Source organism: Vibrio mangrovi, assembly GCF_024346955.1.
GTDB classification, from domain to species: domain Bacteria; phylum Pseudomonadota; class Gammaproteobacteria; order Enterobacterales; family Vibrionaceae; genus Vibrio; species Vibrio mangrovi.
In genome coordinates this window covers 720,113-738,068 of the sequence record NZ_AP024884.1, presented here as the reverse complement: position 1 = coordinate 738,068, position 17,956 = coordinate 720,113, and the positions used below count along the sequence as shown (strand labels likewise).

At 45.3% G+C, this 17,956-nt stretch carries 16 protein-coding genes; 8 read left to right on the top strand and 8 right to left on the bottom strand.

Annotated elements, in window-relative coordinates:
- Positions 1 to 1,017, top strand: a complete 1,017-nt coding sequence (locus OCU74_RS19550) for a substrate-binding domain-containing protein (RefSeq protein ID WP_087482112.1) — start codon at positions 1 to 3, stop codon at positions 1,015 to 1,017.
- Between the two features lie 64 nt (positions 1,018 to 1,081).
- Here OCU74_RS19550 and OCU74_RS19545 read toward each other — a convergent pair whose 3' ends face one another.
- On the bottom strand, positions 1,082 to 1,561 hold the full coding sequence (locus OCU74_RS19545; RefSeq protein WP_087482111.1) for a hypothetical protein: 480 nt from the start codon (positions 1,559 to 1,561) through the stop codon (positions 1,082 to 1,084).
- Positions 1,562 to 2,034: 473 nt separating this feature from the next.
- On the opposite strand from OCU74_RS19545, the gene OCU74_RS19540 reads away from it, so the two are divergent.
- Entirely contained in the window at positions 2,035 to 3,699 is a 1,665-nt protein-coding gene (locus tag OCU74_RS19540) for a putative transporter (protein ID WP_087482110.1), read from the top strand.
- 66 nt (positions 3,700 to 3,765) lie between these two features.
- On the opposite strand, the gene OCU74_RS19535 is transcribed toward OCU74_RS19540, so the two are convergent.
- From OCU74_RS19535 to OCU74_RS19515, 5 genes are all read right to left on the bottom strand, one after another.
- Positions 3,766 to 4,644, bottom strand: coding sequence for a metal ABC transporter permease (locus tag OCU74_RS19535; RefSeq protein ID WP_315972463.1), 879 nt, complete (start codon positions 4,642 to 4,644; stop codon positions 3,766 to 3,768).
- Positions 4,641 to 5,534, bottom strand: coding sequence for a metal ABC transporter permease (locus tag OCU74_RS19530; RefSeq protein ID WP_087482108.1), 894 nt, complete (start codon positions 5,532 to 5,534; stop codon positions 4,641 to 4,643). Before OCU74_RS19530 ends, OCU74_RS19535 begins: the two co-directional genes overlap by 4 nt.
- 4 nt (positions 5,535 to 5,538) lie before the next feature.
- Complete coding sequence (locus OCU74_RS19525) at positions 5,539 to 6,438, bottom strand: metal ABC transporter ATP-binding protein (RefSeq protein WP_087482107.1); 900 nt, start codon at positions 6,436 to 6,438, stop codon at positions 5,539 to 5,541.
- Positions 6,435 to 7,316 (bottom strand): metal ABC transporter substrate-binding protein, encoded by an 882-nt coding sequence (locus OCU74_RS19520; protein WP_087482106.1) that lies wholly within the window; start codon positions 7,314 to 7,316, stop codon positions 6,435 to 6,437. The genes OCU74_RS19525 and OCU74_RS19520 overlap by 4 nt, the downstream gene beginning before the upstream one ends.
- Positions 7,317 to 7,547: 231 nt before the next feature.
- A complete protein-coding gene (locus OCU74_RS19515) occupies positions 7,548 to 8,417 on the bottom strand; it encodes an AraC family transcriptional regulator (RefSeq protein WP_087482105.1) in 870 nt (289 codons plus the stop codon).
- 679 nt (positions 8,418 to 9,096) lie between these two features.
- Between OCU74_RS19515 and OCU74_RS19510 the strand changes: the two genes are divergently transcribed.
- A complete protein-coding gene (locus OCU74_RS19510) occupies positions 9,097 to 9,825 on the top strand; it encodes a MaoC family dehydratase (RefSeq protein WP_087482104.1) in 729 nt (242 codons plus the stop codon).
- Between the two features lie 116 nt (positions 9,826 to 9,941).
- On the opposite strand, the gene OCU74_RS19505 is transcribed toward OCU74_RS19510, so the two are convergent.
- Positions 9,942 to 10,406, bottom strand: a complete 465-nt coding sequence (locus tag OCU74_RS19505) for an Lrp/AsnC family transcriptional regulator (RefSeq protein ID WP_087482103.1) — start codon at positions 10,404 to 10,406, stop codon at positions 9,942 to 9,944.
- 185 nt (positions 10,407 to 10,591) lie between these two features.
- Here OCU74_RS19505 and OCU74_RS19500 point away from each other — a divergent pair, with 185 nt between their 5' ends.
- From OCU74_RS19500 to OCU74_RS19490, 3 genes are all read left to right on the top strand, one after another.
- Complete coding sequence (locus tag OCU74_RS19500) at positions 10,592 to 11,608, top strand: 1-aminocyclopropane-1-carboxylate deaminase (RefSeq protein WP_087482102.1); 1,017 nt, start codon at positions 10,592 to 10,594, stop codon at positions 11,606 to 11,608.
- A 768-nt stretch (positions 11,609 to 12,376) separates the two neighbouring features.
- Positions 12,377 to 13,678, top strand: a complete 1,302-nt coding sequence (locus tag OCU74_RS19495) for an anaerobic C4-dicarboxylate transporter (RefSeq protein WP_087482101.1) — start codon at positions 12,377 to 12,379, stop codon at positions 13,676 to 13,678.
- Positions 13,679 to 14,034: 356 nt separating this feature from the next.
- Positions 14,035 to 15,228 (top strand): SAM-dependent methyltransferase, encoded by a 1,194-nt coding sequence (locus tag OCU74_RS19490; RefSeq protein WP_087482100.1) that lies wholly within the window; start codon positions 14,035 to 14,037, stop codon positions 15,226 to 15,228.
- 147 nt (positions 15,229 to 15,375) lie between these two features.
- On the opposite strand, the gene OCU74_RS19485 is transcribed toward OCU74_RS19490, so the two are convergent.
- On the bottom strand, positions 15,376 to 16,065 hold the full coding sequence (locus OCU74_RS19485) for a S24 family peptidase (protein WP_087482099.1): 690 nt from the start codon (positions 16,063 to 16,065) through the stop codon (positions 15,376 to 15,378).
- Positions 16,066 to 16,398: 333 nt separating this feature from the next.
- Between OCU74_RS19485 and OCU74_RS19480 the strand changes: the two genes are divergently transcribed.
- Together OCU74_RS19480 and OCU74_RS19475 are read left to right on the top strand one after the other, a co-directional pair.
- Positions 16,399 to 17,256, top strand: a complete 858-nt coding sequence (locus tag OCU74_RS19480) for a conserved phage C-terminal domain-containing protein (RefSeq protein ID WP_087482098.1) — start codon at positions 16,399 to 16,401, stop codon at positions 17,254 to 17,256.
- Positions 17,257 to 17,283: 27 nt separating this feature from the next.
- Positions 17,284 to 17,955, top strand: coding sequence for a replication protein P (locus OCU74_RS19475; protein WP_087482097.1), 672 nt, complete (start codon positions 17,284 to 17,286; stop codon positions 17,953 to 17,955).
- The last annotated feature ends 1 nt before the right edge of the window (position 17,956 follow it).

The window sequence follows — 17,956 nt, the reverse complement described above, 5'->3', positions numbered from 1 at the left end:
ATGGCAACCATGAAAGATATTGCGAAACGCGCAGGTGTTTCAACATCGACAGTGAGTCATGTGATCAATAAAACCCGTTACGTCAGTGACGAAATTGCTGCCAGAGTCAATCAGGCGGCGAAAGATCTGAACTATGCGCCTTCTGCACTGGCACGTAGTCTCAAAATGAATCGAACCAAGACACTCGGTATGTTGGTGACCACCTCGACTAACCCGTTCTTCGGCGAAGTCGTGAAAGGTGTTGAGCGTAGCTGCTATCAGAAAGGTTACAACCTCATCTTATGCAATACCGAAGGCGATGGTCATCGGATGAAAGAGTCGATCAATACGTTGCTTGAAAAGCGGGTTGATGGTCTGATCCTGATGTGCGCCGCACTGGAAGGGGAACATATTGATGCGTTTGATCGTTTCCCCGATATACCGGTTGTGGTGATGGATCGCGGCCCGGTCCATTTTGCCTGTGATAAAATTCAGGATAACTCGCTGCTGGGTGGGTTTATGGCGACCAATTATCTGATTGAATGCGGTCACCGCGACATCGGTTGTATCACTGGTCCTCTGAAGCTGCATCAGGCTTATATGCGTTACGAAGGATTTAAAAAAGCCATGACCGACGCAAAGTTGCCGATTAACCCGGCATGGATCGCCGAAGCCAATTTTGAATGTGATGGTGGTGCGGATGCACTCCAGCGTATCTGTCAGCGCGGCAAACTTCCCAGTGCGATATTTGTCGGTAACGATATGATGGCGATGGGTGTGGTGAATGAAGCGCATACCCGGGGCATCCGGATTCCTCAGGATCTGTCGATTATCGGTTACGATGATATCTACATTGCCAAGTATGTTACACCTTCTCTGACGACCATCCACCAGCCGAAACACCGTTTAGGGACTGCTGCGGTTGAAGCATTGGTTAACCGTCTCGAAAAACAGACCGCCGATCCACAGGTGGTTCATCTGGAACCGACACTGGTGATTCGGGATAGTGTCATCAGCCTACTAAATCAACCTGAATAACTATTTCCGGCATGGAAGGAAGTCAAAAATGCACAGAGCAACTCATGCTCTGTGCATTGTAGGATTAAAATGCCTGACCGTTATTGATAATAATGGTAGAGCCGGAGCGATAATACTGACCATTACCAGCAAAGCCGGAGATCCAGCCGGAAGCAATGATCTGAGCATCAGTGTTTAAATTCGTCAGTTCTCCCCGGTAAGCACGATTACAATCGGTTGGAGTATTGCTGAATGTGCCATAGCCTTTGTGATAATGAACGGTTGTATAGGGCGCAATGGTCATTTCGGTGCCCGGTATAATATTCGATTGTATGCCGCTGTTCTCCGTCCCTTCAAGATTTAATTGATTGCCATTCCCATCATACAAATCAAGTTTGATGGTTGCTTCATGGCTGCTTAAGTTGGAAACAGAAAGAGACATATCAGAAGTATGAGTTCCGCCACAATACTGATTACCCGGAATTGCAAAAGGAACCGAATGAGTACCGGCAAAAGCCATTGTTGAAGGAAGTGTTGCGAATAATAATAGAGATAATTTTTTCATTGTATTTCCATAGCCATAATTGTGCATTGTTTGCATAAAATAGAATAATCGCTTGGATTATCGTCTTGTTATTAAATATATCCATATGATTTACATAGATATATTTAACTGAACTTATCAGTTAAAGTGTATAAAATCAATAGGTTTTTTTTGAGCTGGTGAGATGTTTTCTGGTAGATTTTCTCAGATAATTAACAGGAACACTTCTCATTTTTTCGAAACGATTAAATGCCGGAAAATCATTGAATTGAATCGCAAAACCTATTGTCCTCACAAATTGAAAACTTCCTTTTCCTGAAGTCTGACTAATGTTTCAATTTTTAACCTCTGTCAAAAATAGGACAGATCGAAGGTTATAGACTTATTTTCAGAACATTTATTTTTGCACGCTCTACAAAATTCAAAAATATTTTATTCAGTGCAAATAAATTTAATTTTTTCATTTTTTAAATCTGGTAACGGAAGTAATAACTATGGGCGAAGTCGCACTCTCAATACTCGTCCTGTCCCTGGTGGCAGTGATTGGGTTGTGGTTAGGTGGCTTGAAAATCAAAGGAGTCGGACTCGGTATTGGTGGTGTGCTGTTTGGCGGTATTTTCGTCGGGCATTTCATCAATCAGTTTGGCTGGCACCTTGATAGTCATGCTATGCATTTTATTAAAGAATTTGGTTTGATCCTGTTCGTTTACACTATAGGGATTCAGGTCGGGCCGGGATTCTTTGCATCTCTGAAAAGCAGTGGTCTGAAGCTGAACGGGCTGGCTGCCGGAATCGTCGTCATCGGTGGCCTGACTGCCGTTGTGCTCCATTTTATCTTCAATATTCCGTTGCATATTTTCCTCGGAATTTACTCCGGGGCGGTGACGAACACGCCTTCTCTGGCAGCAGGACAGCAGATCCTGCATGAACTGGGAGAAATCGATAGTCAGGTCGATATGCTGGGTTTGGGTTATGCGATGGCATATCCCTTCGGGATTATCGGTATCTTGCTGTCGATGTGGATTATCCGGATCGTGTTTGAAATCAATGTCGATAAAGAGGCTGAAGCCTATGACAGCCGTAGTCAGGGGAAAGGCAGAGACCTGCTGTCGGTTAACGTGATGATCGAAAACCCCAATATGGACAAGATGAAATTTGCTGAACTGGTCACGCTGATCGGTCAGGGTGTTGTCTGCTCAAGAATGAAAACTCAGGGTAATCTGGTGGTTCCCGGAGAAGACACCATTCTGAATGTCGGTGATTATCTGCATTTTGTCAGTGACCGTCAGGAGCTGCTGCATAAAGCTGTACTGATTGTCGGCCGGGAGGTTTCGGAATCTCTGTCGACCAAAGGAACGGTTCTGAAAAGCGATCGGGTGGTGGTGACCAATGAGAAGGTTCTCGGTAAGCATTTGGGTGAGCTGAGCCTCAAATACAAGCACAATGTCGTCATTTCACGCCTGAACCGGGCCGGGGTCGAACTGGTTGCCAGTCAGGATTCGGTACTGCAATTCGGGGATATTTTGTATATTGTCGGTCAGAAAGAAGATATCGAGTATGTCGGTAAAATGATCGGAAATGCAGCGAGTAAACTGCATCATGTACAGATGTTGCCTATTTTTATCGGAATTGGTTTGGGTGTGCTGCTGGGTTCGATTCCATTCCAGCTTCCGCATCTGCCGGCACCGCTGAAACTGGGATTAGCCGGCGGCCCGTTAATTGTGGCGATCATTCTGGCCAGAATCGGCAGTATCGGGCGTCTTTACTGGTTTATGCCGCCCAGTGCGAATCTGGCGTTACGGGAAATTGGTATTGTTCTCTTCTTAGCGGTGGTCGGGATCAGCTCTGGCGGTGATTTCTTCTCCACCATGGTCGATGGTGACGGACTGACATGGATGGGATACGGGATTGCGATTACACTGATTCCTCTGCTTAGTGTCGGTTTGTTCGCCCGTTTCTTCGGGAAAGTGAACTATCTGACCATTTGTGGTTTGATGGCTGGTTCGATGACCGATCCACCGGCGCTGGCATTTGCCAATGCCATGCATGCCACCAGCGGCGCCTCATCGCTGGCCTATGCAACGGTCTATCCGTTGGTGATGTGTCTGAGGATCTTAACGCCGCAGGTTATTGCTGTGCTGCTCTGGGCGGCAGGTTAATGATTAAACATACTGCTTACCCTAAAAATACCGCCGTTATGGCGGTATTTTTCCTGATGGGAATATTTAATGCGATGGACTGACATGTGTTTCTGGTGGTATTTCGTGTTGTGCGGCAGTCCGGGTTATTACTTTTGATGCGACCAGCGCCAACAAAAAGAAACATGCCTGAACCAGAACGATACAGGCACTGGTTGCGCCGTCGATATGAAAACTGACCAGAATGCCCAGCACAATGGAGCTCAGAGACACGCCTAGTGCGATCCACATCATATGACTAAACTGTCTGGTCAGGACAAAAGCGGTAATTCCCGGAGAAACCAGCATCGCGACAACCATAATAACACCGACGGCCTGAATGGTTGCGACAATGGTCAGTGACAGCAGAACCAGCAGGCTGTAGTGAATTAGCACCACAGGTAATCCGACAACCCGGGCGTGGCTTTTGTCAAAGCAGTAGAGTAAAAAGTCTTTTCTGAACGTGACTACAATCGCGAAGACGATCAACGACAGGGTGACTGTCTGGGTAAATTCAAAATCCTGAATGCCGAGCATGTTACCGAACAGAATGTGCAGCAGGTGTTGCTCGGTTTCTATTTTGGTAAACAGAACCAGACCCAGTGCGAACATCCCGGAATAGACAATGCCCATTACGGTGTCTTCTTTAACCCGGCAGTTTTCTTTGATATAGCCACTCATTAATGCGCAGGCAAGACCTGAGATAAACGCGCCGATGGGCAGGGCGATTCCCAGCGTATAGGCAATCACGATCCCCGGTAACACGGCATGAGAAATCGCATCTCCCATCAGTGACCAGCCTTTCAGCACCAGATAGCAGGAAAGAACGGCACAGACAGCGCCGACTGCCAGTCCGGCCCATAGAGCCCGCCGCATGAATTCAAACTGGAAGGGTTCACTGAACCACTGTATAAGATTATCCATCATGACCACCTGACATGCTGTCTGTGTTGTATTTCTTCACCGGATTCAACACGTTTTTTCGCACTTCTCCGGTTTGCCAGAACACCGTATTTCGGAGCAAAAAAGAAGGCACAGAAAAAAATGAGTGTCTGAATCAGTACAATAGTGCCACCGGTTGCACCATCGAGGTAGTAACTGAGGTAAGCGCCAAAGGCACTGGTGATAAATCCAAGAGTAATCGCAATGATCAGTAACAGACCGAACCGATCGGTCAGCAGATAGGCTGTTGCTCCCGGCGTAATCACCATCGCTATCACCAGAATCGCGCCGACGGTTTGCAGGGACGCTACAGTACAGGCGCTGAGAATGGTAAAGAAAACCACTTTCAAAACCGTAGGAGACAGACCGACGGACGATGCCTGAGTTTCATCAAAGAAAACCAGCATCAGGTCTTTCCATAACAGAGCCAGTACCACAAACGAAATACCGGCGATGATCAGCATCTGGATTAAGTCGGACTGGCTGACCGTCAGAATGCTGCCAAAAATAATACCTTCGATATTAATCGATGTCGGGTTGAGTGATACCAGTAGTAAACCGGCGGCGAAGAAGGTGGTAAAAATGAAGCCGATGATGGCATCTTCTTTCAGATGAGAAAGCGTCCGGAGCAATGCAATCCCCAGTGAAGCAAGAAAACCGGCAATAAATGCTCCGACCGAATATGGCAGTCCCAGTGCATAGGCGCCGGCCACGCCGGGGACGACAGAATGAGACAGGGCATCACCAATCAGAGACCAGCCTTTCAGCATCAGGAAGGCCGACAGGAATGCGCAAACGGCACCGACAATTGAACTGCTGAAAATGGCGTGCTGCATGTATTGATATTGTAAGGGTTCCAGAAGCAAATCCAGCATAACGTTACCTCGGCGTATGGTGAGGCTGTTCCGGAGATTGTCTGTCCCGGATCAGCGTAGCGTTCTGGTGATCTTTACCATAGAAAACCGCTGGTTTTTCGTGGTCAGAGATAATGGTGACTGAACGTTCATCATCGTCCTGATGGAGCGTTTCACCGAGGATGCCGACATGTTTCAGGACGCCGCCGAAAGTTGCCACCAGATTCTGCTGTGTAAACGTATCCTGAATGTTTCCGGCAGCAACGATGGTCCGGTTGATAAAAACCACTTCATTGCAGTAATCGGGAATATTGCCCAGATTGTGCGTCGATACCAGAATCAGATGGCCTTCTTCCCGCAACTCCCGCAGCAGATTCATAATGGCTTCTTCAGTGGTGAAGTCGACACCGGTAAACGGTTCATCGAGTAAAATCGTCTGACTCTCCTGTGCCAGTGCCCGGGCGAGGAAAACACGTTTTTTCTGACCGCCGGAGAGTTCTCCAATCTGGCGGCCTGCCAGATCTTCAATCCCCATGCGCTGCATGGCCTGCCGGACTTTGTCTTTATCCACAGTACTGGGACGACGCAGAAAGTTCATGAAACCGTAGCGCCCCTGCATCACGACATCCCGGACCAGAATCGGGAAATTCCAGTCAATATCCTCACTTTGCGGTACATAGGCGACCTGATTTTGTTTCAGGGCGTGCCGGATCGGTTGCCGGGACAGCAGGATTTCTCCCTGAGAGGTTTTGACCAGCCCCATAATGCTTTTAAACAGCGTGGATTTACCGCCGCCGTTGACACCGACCAAAGCACAGATCGTTCCACCCTGCAGGCGAAAGCTGACATCGTGAATTGCTTTGAAACCATTATTGTAAGTCACACTGACTTGTGTTGCTTCAAGACTGACAGGCTGATATGTCATGGTTGTAATCCTCTGACAATGGTATCGGTTGTGACCCGGAGCAGGTCAAGGTATGTCGGGACCGGACCGCTGCCGGTTGAAAGAGAATCGACATAAAGAACACCACCGTAGGCAGCCCCGGTTTCTCTGGCAACCTGTCTGGCCGGGCGGTCAGAGATGGTACTTTCACTGAATAACACGGTAATGTGATGCTGACGAATGGTATCAATCAGGCCTCTGACCTGCTGTGGTGTACCTTGCTGATCGGCATTAATCGGCCAGAGAAAGGCTTCTTTTAAGCCATAATCCCGCGCCAGATAGCTGAAAGCACCTTCACTGGTGACCAGCCAGCGTTTTTCTTCAGGAACGGCAGCAAGTTGCGTGTGGATCTGGTGATTCAGCTGTGTGATCTTTTCCTGATAAACGCTGGCATTATGATTGTAAGTTTCAGCATGTTCCGGATCATACTTCACCAGTGCTTTACGGATATTTTCTACATAGATCAGTGCATTTTGCGGCGACATCCATGCATGAGGATTGGGCTTGCCGCTATAAGGACCGGTATAGATCGAAAGGGGCTGAATTCCTTCACTGACAACGACTGAAGGGACATCTTTTACATTGGAGAAAAAGCGCTGAAACCATTGTTCCAGATTCAGGCCATTCCACAACACCAGATCGGCAGACTGCGCTTTGATAATATCTTTCGGCGTCGGCTGGTAATTGTGGATTTCTGCGCCGGGTTTAGTCAGAGAAACAACATCAGCGGCATTTCCGGCAATATTCTGCGCCATGTCCTGAATAATCGTAAATGTGGTAATCACTTTAAACTTTGCCCAGCTTTGTCCGGGTGACAGCATCAGAATGAAACAGAACGCGGTAAACAGATGTTTTTTCATACAATTTGTAACCTTCAGGAACGATAATGAATTACTCTATATGATAATAATTATCATTTCAAATTGTTATCTTGTCTACTGAGCATAGCAAAATATTTTTTCTGCCGGACCGATATCTGTAATAGGCAAAAGCAATGGATGAGAAGAAGTGAAGTTGGATCCTGAGTCTTAAAACATCCGGGTGCTGGGAGATATAAAACCGGAACCCCCTGCAAGACAGGGGGAAAAATATTATTGGATCGGCAGATAAACATCGGTGATTAAATCGCTCTCGGGTACCTCGTTTATCAGGTTGAGATAGTGAAAGAAACAAGGATAATCACGCAGTGTTTCACCACTTTGGGGTAACCAGTCCCGGTAGAGATAGTAAATAGACTCTCCCAACCGGTCATGACTCCCCTTATGACGAATAACCGCGCAGCGGCCTCCGGGGATTGTTCCTGTCTGAACACCGTATGTGTTTTCCGGAACATCCTGCTCAACCGAGCCTCCGATATCAAAACGAAATGCTTCCGGGGCAACAACATCTGGGTTGCCATAAGGGATTCCGTATGTTTTTGATGTGCTCACTGGTGATAGTCCGCTTTCTTTACGCCAGGCAATAAATTGTGTTGCTGTTTCATAAACCAGCTCAATCGGCCCCTGATGGGTAATGAAAGCGATTTTGGCTTCACTGAAATTTTTGATTTCAACATGCATGTGTTGTTCTCCCCAAGGTTGTTTGTGTGACTGGAATTGAGCATGCCAGTTGAGCCATTCAGGTGCGGTTCGGAATCCGGACGGAGACTGACCGAAGGTTTTTTTAAAAGCCCGGGCAAAAGATTCCGGACTGTCATAACCTGCGTCCAGGGCAATATCGATCACCCGTAAATCCGTTTCGAAGGCTAACTGCATGGATGCCCGTTTCAGTCGCATTAACTGAATATATCTGGCAACGCTCATTCCAATGTAGGCTGAGAAGACACGATGAAAATGATACCGGGACAGTGCCGCAATCTGACTCAGATGATCAAGTGTCAGATCATCACAGAGATGATTTTCAATATAGTGGCATACCTGATGAATTCGCTCATCGACAGTTTTGTATAGATTGTCCCGCATGATTTCACTCTTTGTTATCCCTGAAGGATGGTTGTTTCAATGTGAGTACCGCTCCGGAAAACAGTCATGGTGTGACTGAAAGAGACGATAACGCATCTTCTCGTTAGGGACATAGTATTGATGATGACAGAGATGACCGTCCTAGCAATAATTGCTGTTTTTAAATCATTATCGGCACATTTTGGCCGCTTATAGGATTGGATAGCGTGTGGTGGCAACAGGAGGGCCGTCGTATTTCTGGCGGGAGGCTCGTCAACACGGTGATCCATCTGCTATAAGCTGGCTGTATGTTGTTGAAATATTGTACATGGCCCCGTACCAGAGAAAAAATAAGCGTGCTGGCACTGATTTTGAATGTTATGGCAGAAAGGTTATTTTCTCAGCAGATCTTTGTGAATCCTGTATGACAGGAGTGATAAGTTTTCTATTTACTTGAATTAGAAGATAAAAAATAGAAAAACTTCGTATTGATGGGAATAATTTCTGTCATCACAAACACATAAGACCTGTTGTGAATTACACTTCTAATAAAATGGTGTTTTATTTGTAACTCCATGTAAAGTATAGAAAATGTCGTGTTTAGTTAACGCATGTACGCCCGAAAGTATTTGCACCTTTATGTGAAGTGGTTCAAAATCAAACTGTTACTGACTTCATTAAGATGAAGCAAGGAGTTGAGATGAAAGTCGTTGAACTGTTCAAACAACGTGGTGAAATGTTGAGTAAGCAGCATGCTGAGCTGATGCAGAAAATGCCACCAGCTATGCGCGAATATTGGGAAGAGTTACTGACAAAAACGAACCATTTTCACCTGTTTTCCTGGATCAGAGATTTTCATCAGCCAGCGGTGAATGAAGACGTTAATCTGCCAACTGATGCAGAAACCGCCGCGTTAAAGCGGGAATCTGCACTCTTCCGGCAGGAACCTATGAAGTTAACGTCGGAAGCGCAGACATTGTACGATGAGTTACAGCAGAAGATCGGTGAAGTGATCCACGTCGGAGACTGGCTGCATGTCGATCAGGAACGCATTAACCAATTTGGTCATGTGACTGAAGATACACAGTGGATTCACACGGATCCTGAGCGGGCATCGGTTGAGTCACCGTTTAAGACTACGATTGCGCATGGGTTCTTAACCCTGGCGCTGCTACCGAAACTTACAGATAGTGTCGATCCGGATGATTCGTTGTTTCCTACGGCAAAAATGGTTGTGAACGTTGGGATGAATCAGGTTCGTTTTCCGTATCCGGTAAAATCTGGTGATCGGGTTCGGGCGAAAAGTATCCTGACGAAAGTGACTCCGGTGCGTAAAGGGCTGGAAGTTGAGCGTGAAATCAGAGTTGAGATCGAGGGTGTACGCCGGCCCGGCTGTATTGTCGTCTCTGTGATCCAGTTACATTTCTGAATATTTCATACATTGCTTAAATATGAAAAGGCGGGACATAAAGTCCCGTTTTTTTATATGCTTTCATCGTGATTTTCGAAGCTGCTGATTGAGGGGAAAGGCTACGCAACGGACGCTTAGAAGCGTAGCGGTGCGTGCTGAATCACCTCTTTCATTACAAAGAAAGTCCGGATTTGCCGGACTCCGGGCAGGGCGATCAGCTGACTGGCATGAAGCTGGTTGAAATCTGCCATATCATTGACTCGTACCCGGAGAAAATAATCAAATTCACCAGCGACCAGCTGACAGTCAATAATGACGGGCAAGCGGACAATTGCTGCTTCAAACTCGGCAAAACTCTCCGGTGTCGAACGATCCAGTACGACACCAACAATAACCAAAGCTCCCAGATGAATGTCCTGTGGATTTATTTCTGCCCTGACCGACTGAATCACCCCTTGACTGAACAGGCGTTCAACTCGCCGGTGACAGGTTGCCGGGCTGATGTTGGCTTTTTCTGCCAGCTCCGCATTACTTACTCTGCCATCTTGCTGCAACAGGCGGAGCAGCTTCAGATCTACCTTGTCCAGTGATTTGTCCATGATGATTTATTCCACTTTTATGTCATATTTTTCATTAAAGTAACGATTTATTTTCTTTATGTAAAATTTATATGAAAAATTTCAATAAAAATAGGAAGCACATTTCATTTCAGATTGGGTAGTCTAGAAGCATATCTTTTATTAGAACTTCTCGGAATCAACGCATTATATAAAGGAAATCTGGCATGAAATTAGACAAGTTTGAACGTTACCCGCTCACTTTTGGCCCAACTCCGATTGAAAAACTCAGCCGTCTCAGTGAATTTCTTGGCGGAGATGTTGAAATTTACGCAAAACGGGAAGATTGCAACTGTGGTCTTGCCTTTGGTGGAAACAAAATTCGTAAGCTGGAATATATTGTTCCGGATGCCATTGCCAGTGGTGCAGATACACTAGTCACAATCGGTGGTGTACAGTCAAATCATACCCGTCTTGTTGCGGCAACTGCGGCCAAAATTGGTATGAAATGTCGTCTGGTTCAGGAGAGTTGGGTGCCGTTTCAGGATGCTGTGTATGATCGGGTCGGGAATATCCTGATGAGCCGGGTTATGGGTGCAGATGTTGAGCTTGTCGATGAGGGATTCGATATTGGCATCCGGGAAAGCTGGGAAAATGCGATTGAAGATGTGAAAGCAAATGGTGGTGTTCCTTATCCGATTCCTGCCGGTGCATCAGAGCATAAATATGGTGGATTGGGATATGTGCAATTTGCTGAAGAAGTTCGCGAGCAAGAAGCCGAAATGGGGATCAAATTCGATTATATTGTGGTTTGTACGGTGACGGGTTCAACAATGGCCGGTATGGTGGTCGGCTTTGCAGCAGACGGCAGAGCACAAAAGGTGATTGGCATTGATGCTTCGGGAACGCCGGAGAAAAATCATGAGCAGGTTTTGCGCATTGCCCGGAATACGGCAGATTTAGTTGAACTTGGACAGGAAATTTCCGAAGAAGATATCATCATTATTGATGACTACGCTTATCCGGCTTATGGAGTGCCATCCGAAGAAACCAACGATGCAATTCGGATTGCCGCCCGGACGGAAGGTATGATGACTGATCCTGTCTACGAAGGAAAATCAATGCAGGGATTGATTGATCTGACCCGGAAAGGCTTTTTCCCGAAAGGTTCAAAAGTACTATATGCACATTTAGGTGGTGTTCCTGCAATTAATGCATATAGTTATATTTATCGTAATGGTTGATTGATTCAAATCAATTTATTTATCAGAACCAGCACAATATTTATTGTGCTGGTTTTTTTATGTGTACTGATTATTTCATTCAGATCAAACTTTGGTTATTTATTTTTTAGTCAATAAAACGATGCACCAAAAAGGTGATCTGAGTACTATTATTTTTATGTTGGTGCGGTATGATGTGCTTCAAAATCAGGATAGATTTTTAAACTAATCTTTTTGCAGAAAGGATTCTTATATTTTACTAAAAGGTAATCAGTTTGTGATTTCCGAGATAATAAACTAAGGATCCTTAGATGGGTAGCATGAGAGAAGTTTCCCGCTCTTATCAGTTAGTCTCCTCTTTTCAGGCTAACCTGCCAGGATTCCTATCTTTTTCATGATGTTGTTACGATATGAAACAACATCAAATAATAATTTATTCATTATGTAGTTCATGAATAGGAATTTATTTAAATAGAAACTTATTAAAGTTAAATCGATTGTTTCAAATATAGGAATAGAGTGTTTGCTATTTGTGAATTAATGGAGAGTATTCATTTCATAAATATATTTTTGTGATGAGGAAGTTAGCTATCGTCTGATTTCCTGTGACAAAAAGCAAGACGGTGTTCGTAAATTAAAGTCTTTATATTCAATTTCCGGAACGGTAAGGGATTTTAGTTTGTGATGGGTTCTTGCAATGGATCTGCTATCAATTGACCCACCAAGTGATTATTCAATATTGGAATAAGAATTATTAATTAAATTACAATAACTTAACGAGGTATCATCATGGTAGCAGTAGAGCTGTTGATTGTCCTGCTCTTCATTTTTCTCGGAGCCAGAATTGGCGGTATAGGCATTGGATTTGCCGGTGGAGCAGGTGTGATTATTTTGACCATGGGGCTGGGAATGAATGCAGGAACCATCCCGGTAGACGTTATTCTGATCATTATGTCAGTCATTACCGCAATTGCGGCAATGCAGGTTGCCGGTGGTATGGACTGGCTGGTTGATTTGGCTGAGCAATTTCTAAGAAAAAATCCGAAACAGATTACCTTTTATGCGCCAATCGTCACTTTTCTGATGACGCTGCTGGCAGGCACCGGACACACTGCATTCTCGACGTTGCCGGTTATTGCTGAAGTTGCTAAAGAGCAAAAAGTCAGACCTTCCCGTCCGCTTTCTATTGCAGTTGTTGCATCACAGATTGCAATTACTGCTTCTCCGATTTCAGCTGCTGTCGTCTTTTTCTCCGGAATTCTTGAGCCGCTGGGTGTTGGTTATCTGACTTTACTGGCGATTTGTATCCCGACAACTTTCGCAGCCTGTATGGTCGGTGCTTTTGTTGCTAACTTCCTGGGAGGCGATCTGGAAAATGATCCTATCTATCAGGAACGTCTGGAAAAAGGCTTGATTAAAGTGCGTGGCGCTACAAAACGTGACATTCTGCCTTCTGCAAAAATGTCGGTTTACATTTTTGTCATTGCGATTGTTGCAGTGGTTGCCTATGCGACGATGATTAGTAAAGCTGTCGGTCTTATCACGGATCCTGCCATTGGCCGGAATCAGGCAATTATGGCAATCATGCTGATGGCAGCAACGGCAATCATTCTGTTTACCAAGATTGATGCTTCAAAGATTACATCGGTTTCAACGTTTAAATCCGGGATGAGTGCTTGTGTTTGCGTTCTTGGTGTAGCCTGGCTGGGTGATACTTTTGTCTCCGGTCATATTAACGAAATTAAGCAGCTGTCTGCTCATATTCTCGAACAATATCCGTGGATGCTGGCAATTACACTTTTCTTTGCTTCGATGTTGCTTTATTCACAAGGTGCGACAACAACCGCGCTGATGCCGGCAGCACTGGCGATCGGTGTTGCACCATTAACAGCTGTTGCTTCTTTTGCTGCGGTGAGTGCGTTATTTGTGCTTCCAACCTATCCGACACTTCTTGCAGCTGTAGAGATGGATGATACCGGTTCAACCCGGATCGGTAAGTATGTCTTTAATCACCCATTCTTTATTCCGGGCGTTGTAACAATTGCTTCTGCTGTCACATTCGGCTTTATTTTTGGTGGCATGGTTCTGTAAACCGGACTGGTGTAAACAGAACAGTTATTTTCTACGGGGGAGCTTCGGCTTCCCTTACTTATTCCACTTCTTTGATCTTCTTTCCAGATATTTGATGCATATCTCGATTTTATTGTTCTATATTTATCTGAAATATTAATAAAGGCACATATATTTTGAGGTGATATATGCCACAACTTTTGATGTAACAAGAATAGATTTTTCAGAACAACGGGCGTAGGATAACCGATTAGAGGTACGAAATAGGGAATAGAGAGTTCATTAGCAACAGGATTATGTAAAGTTGTTTATACCGGGCCATTATATTGCCTGAAGTATTTCGTAGCCTAGTGTCGTCAGACATAGGAGACAGAAGTATGTTCTGGGAAAGAAAATTTGAGAAATTTATAGATCGGATTAGTGACAGCCAGTCACTGCCAATGACCATCCAGTTATGGAATGGTCGTGAGGTTCACCTGACGGATGAGCCCAAAGTCGTTATTGAAGTACCACACTTTTCTTCATTAAAACATTTAATTAACCCATCACTGGATAAGTTGGGTCATGCATATGTCGAAGGGAAACTCCATGTCAAAGGTAAAGTCATGGATGTGGTTGAAATTGCCAACCAGTTAGTTGCATATGGATCTAACTATACCGGGAAACATGGCGGTTCCCGGCGCTATCATCACACGCGTAAACTCGATTCAGAGTCAATTTCTTATCATTATGATGTTTCAAATGAGTTTTATCAGGCATGGCTCGATAAGAATATGGTTTATTCTTGTGGTTATTTTAAAACCATGGATGACTCGCTGGATCTGGCTCAGGAGCAAAAGATAGACCATATTCTGAATAAAATTCAGCTCCAGCCCGGGCAAACTTTGCTGGATGTCGGGTGTGGCTGGGGAGCGTTAATCATCAGGGCAGCACAGAAGTTTGGGGCGAAAGCGACGGGAATCACCATTTCTGAACAGCAATACCTGGAAACACAGAAACGTATTCGGGCTGCGGGACTGGAATCAGTTTGTGAAGTTCACTTGCTCGATTACCGGGATGTTCATGGTACCTTTGACCGGATTACCAGTGTTGGTATGTTCGAACATGTCGGATTAAAACACCTGAATGAGTATTTTTCTAAATTGAATTCGTTGTTGGCAGAGGATGGCGTCATGATGAACCATGGGATCACCACCACAGATCCTAAATCCGGTTCAGCACCATCCGGAGCCGGAAAGTTTATTGATCGTTATGTTTTCCCGAATGGTGAATTGCCTCACATTGGTCTGGTTTTAAAAGAGATGGCGATTGCGGGTCTGGAACCTGTTGATATTGAAAATTTACGACACCACTACGCGATGACTCTGGAGCATTGGGCTGCCCGGTTTGAGGCACAAAGTGAACAATTGAAAACCATGGTTGATGATAAACAGTTCCGGATCTGGCGGGTTTATCTGGCAGGATGTGCTCATGCATTTCATCACAATTGGGTTGCGCTGCATCAGATCGTGGCAACAAAAGCAGATCGATATGTTCTGCCACTGACGCGGGATTATATGTATCACGATTAGAGCAGATACATTCGGGTTATCCTCGATATATTGAAGCCTCTACTGTGAGTCGTTTAGATTGATATAAAGCCAACAGTTTATCTGTTGGCTTTTCTGTTTGCATATGCGGAGTTGTAATGTAAATTAACTTACATTGAGTTCTAAAATCTAGATTGGCTTCATGTGGGCAATCACCGTACCAATAATCTGACAATTGCCATTGATGGATAAGAAGCGTAGTTCCGGTGGATAGGATGGATTGAGAGCTTTTAGAAATTTTTTATTATCAATGACCTGTATCTGCTTGAATGTCGCTTCTGCTGAATCGGTCAGCATGGCAATGACGAACTTGTTGTGCTCGGGTTCTACCAGATTCGGATCGATAAATATCAGGTCGTTCTCCTCAAACCGGGGTTCCATTGAATCTCCCCGGACCCTGAGAATATAAGTTCCCGGGCCACTATGCACCGGGCAGGGATAATATTCGTATTCATCGGGGGCGTAAGGTGTGACTGCTTCGGAAAAATCACCGGCTTTGACCCAGGATATCACCGGACACATCGCTGATGCTGAGGGACCATTACTCACATTGGCCTGTGAAGAAGAAGACGATATATCACTATTGGCTGAGTCGGTTCCGTATACAATCCATTCCGGTGAGCATTCTAATGCTTTAGACATTGCCAGTAATAAGCGGTCTTTCATACTCGACTGAATCCCGTTTTCGATCTGACTGATCGTAATCCGGTTCAGACTCAGAGATGAATCTATCTCTTTCACTCGGGCTGTCAGCATGTCCTGGGTGAGCCCTAAACTCTCTCGTCTGGCTTTGAGACGTTCGCCTAATTCAACAATCATAAATCACAATGCCCGTTATAACGGGATATCCTCAATTGGTCGTTTCTCTTTAGAACTCGGGCTGGTATCAGGTCATCAGCCGGAAGTTTCTCATCTGTTTGCATTACAACTGATGTTCGCATTCAGAGAGCTTATCATAGCCCTTTTCTGTCAAAGTATACAGTACTTTTGTAATGATTTTTACATAAAAAAAGAAAATTTCATTACGTCATTATATTTACATTCAATGAAAGTTTTCTTACCATTGCTATCAAAATCATGATGAGACATTAGATCTTTTCCGGGTTTTTAGTATGGCAAGACGTGATATTTCGGCTTTTAAAAGGTGTATGAATGAGCATTAGACGGGCCAAACGGGATCAGTGTTTTACGTTGGTCGGAAATCATATTTTTCAGGAAGGGCATTTATCTTTTCAGGCGATGGGGATGCTGACTTATCTGTTGTCAAAACCGGATCACTGGCAGGTCAGTCCTGCTCAGTTAGCCAATGTCACTCAGGGAGCAGCAAAGAAAACTGGCCGGGATGGCGTATATGCCATTCTGAAAGAGCTGCGGCAGGTCGGTTATGTGACTACACAGAAGCGTGCCAGCGGAGAGATTGAATATATTGTTTTTGATGAACCAAAAACGGTGAATCCGGATTTGGCTGTTCGTTCAGTCTCTTGTTCTGAAACGGATAAGCCAGATCTGGCTCAACCAGATCCGGCTCAGCCGACACAAGTAAAGACTGATCCAAAACAAAAACGGAAGGATCAATTATTGATCCTTGCGCAGCAGTCAGAAGGTAACGACTCAGTTTCAGAGAAGCTACAGCAAGCAAATGATATGCAAGATGTTGTTTTTCATCTGAATAATGCTGCACAGACGCGCTTTCAGCCTAAAGGTCAGACGGCTGGTTTGATCATAGCCCGCATGCAGGATGGTTTTTCAGTCCAGGATCTGATGGCCGTGATTGATCACAAGGTTCAGGAATGGGGAGATGATGCCCGGATGCGTCAGTATCTGCGTCCAGCCACACTTTTCAATATCAATAAGTTTCCAGGCTATCTCTCGCAGGCCCGGTATGTCCGGGAGAATGGTACCACTGCTGTTGCTGTTGCTGTGGGTCGGCCGTCCCGGCACTGGGAGCCTGATGATGAGGACACTCGCTGGATCCATGCGTTACATCAGTCTTCAGAACAATATAACTGATTCATAACACTGGTGAGGGAATTCTTAATGAAACCAATAACCTATGAAGCAATACGTAATGAACTGAATGTCTTGTCGGCTGGTAGTGAAACTTCCGGAGAGCAGCAGGCTCCCGATACTTTTGCCGCACAGATCGTCAATATGATTTTGCGTGAATTACGGGGAATTCATCCGGCATGGCGCTCTTCTATCCGAAGTGAACAGGAGTATGAAACCCTGAAGCTGAATTACGTTAAAGCCATGATGGAGCAGGGTGTAAATACTATGGCATTGGTTCAAAGGGGTCTGAGAATGGCCCGGGCAAATCCGTCAGACTTTATTCCAGGGCCGGGAAAATTCTGTGCCTGGTGTCTTGATGACGGAGAGTGGCTGGCAGCCTGGCAACGCATGATGGACCGGAGCGCGTCACTCAGTCGTCTGGAGGAGCTTGTGCGCAATGAGTGTGAATTTGATGCTCGCAAGCTGGATAAAGAAAAAGCCAGGAGTCTCTTTGAACGTACATATAACAAATGGTTACAGCGTGAACGTAACGGTATGTTACCGCCGGAATCCGCCCGATTGTCGCCACGTGCCGTAACTACCGAGTTCGATCGGTTGCGTTGTGAGCGGGGAGTTCCGGATCCGAGCACTTTAACCGGCATCTTTAAGCGTGTCGCTGAGCTAGGGCAGCGATATAAGACTAATAAAATGGGGAAATAAA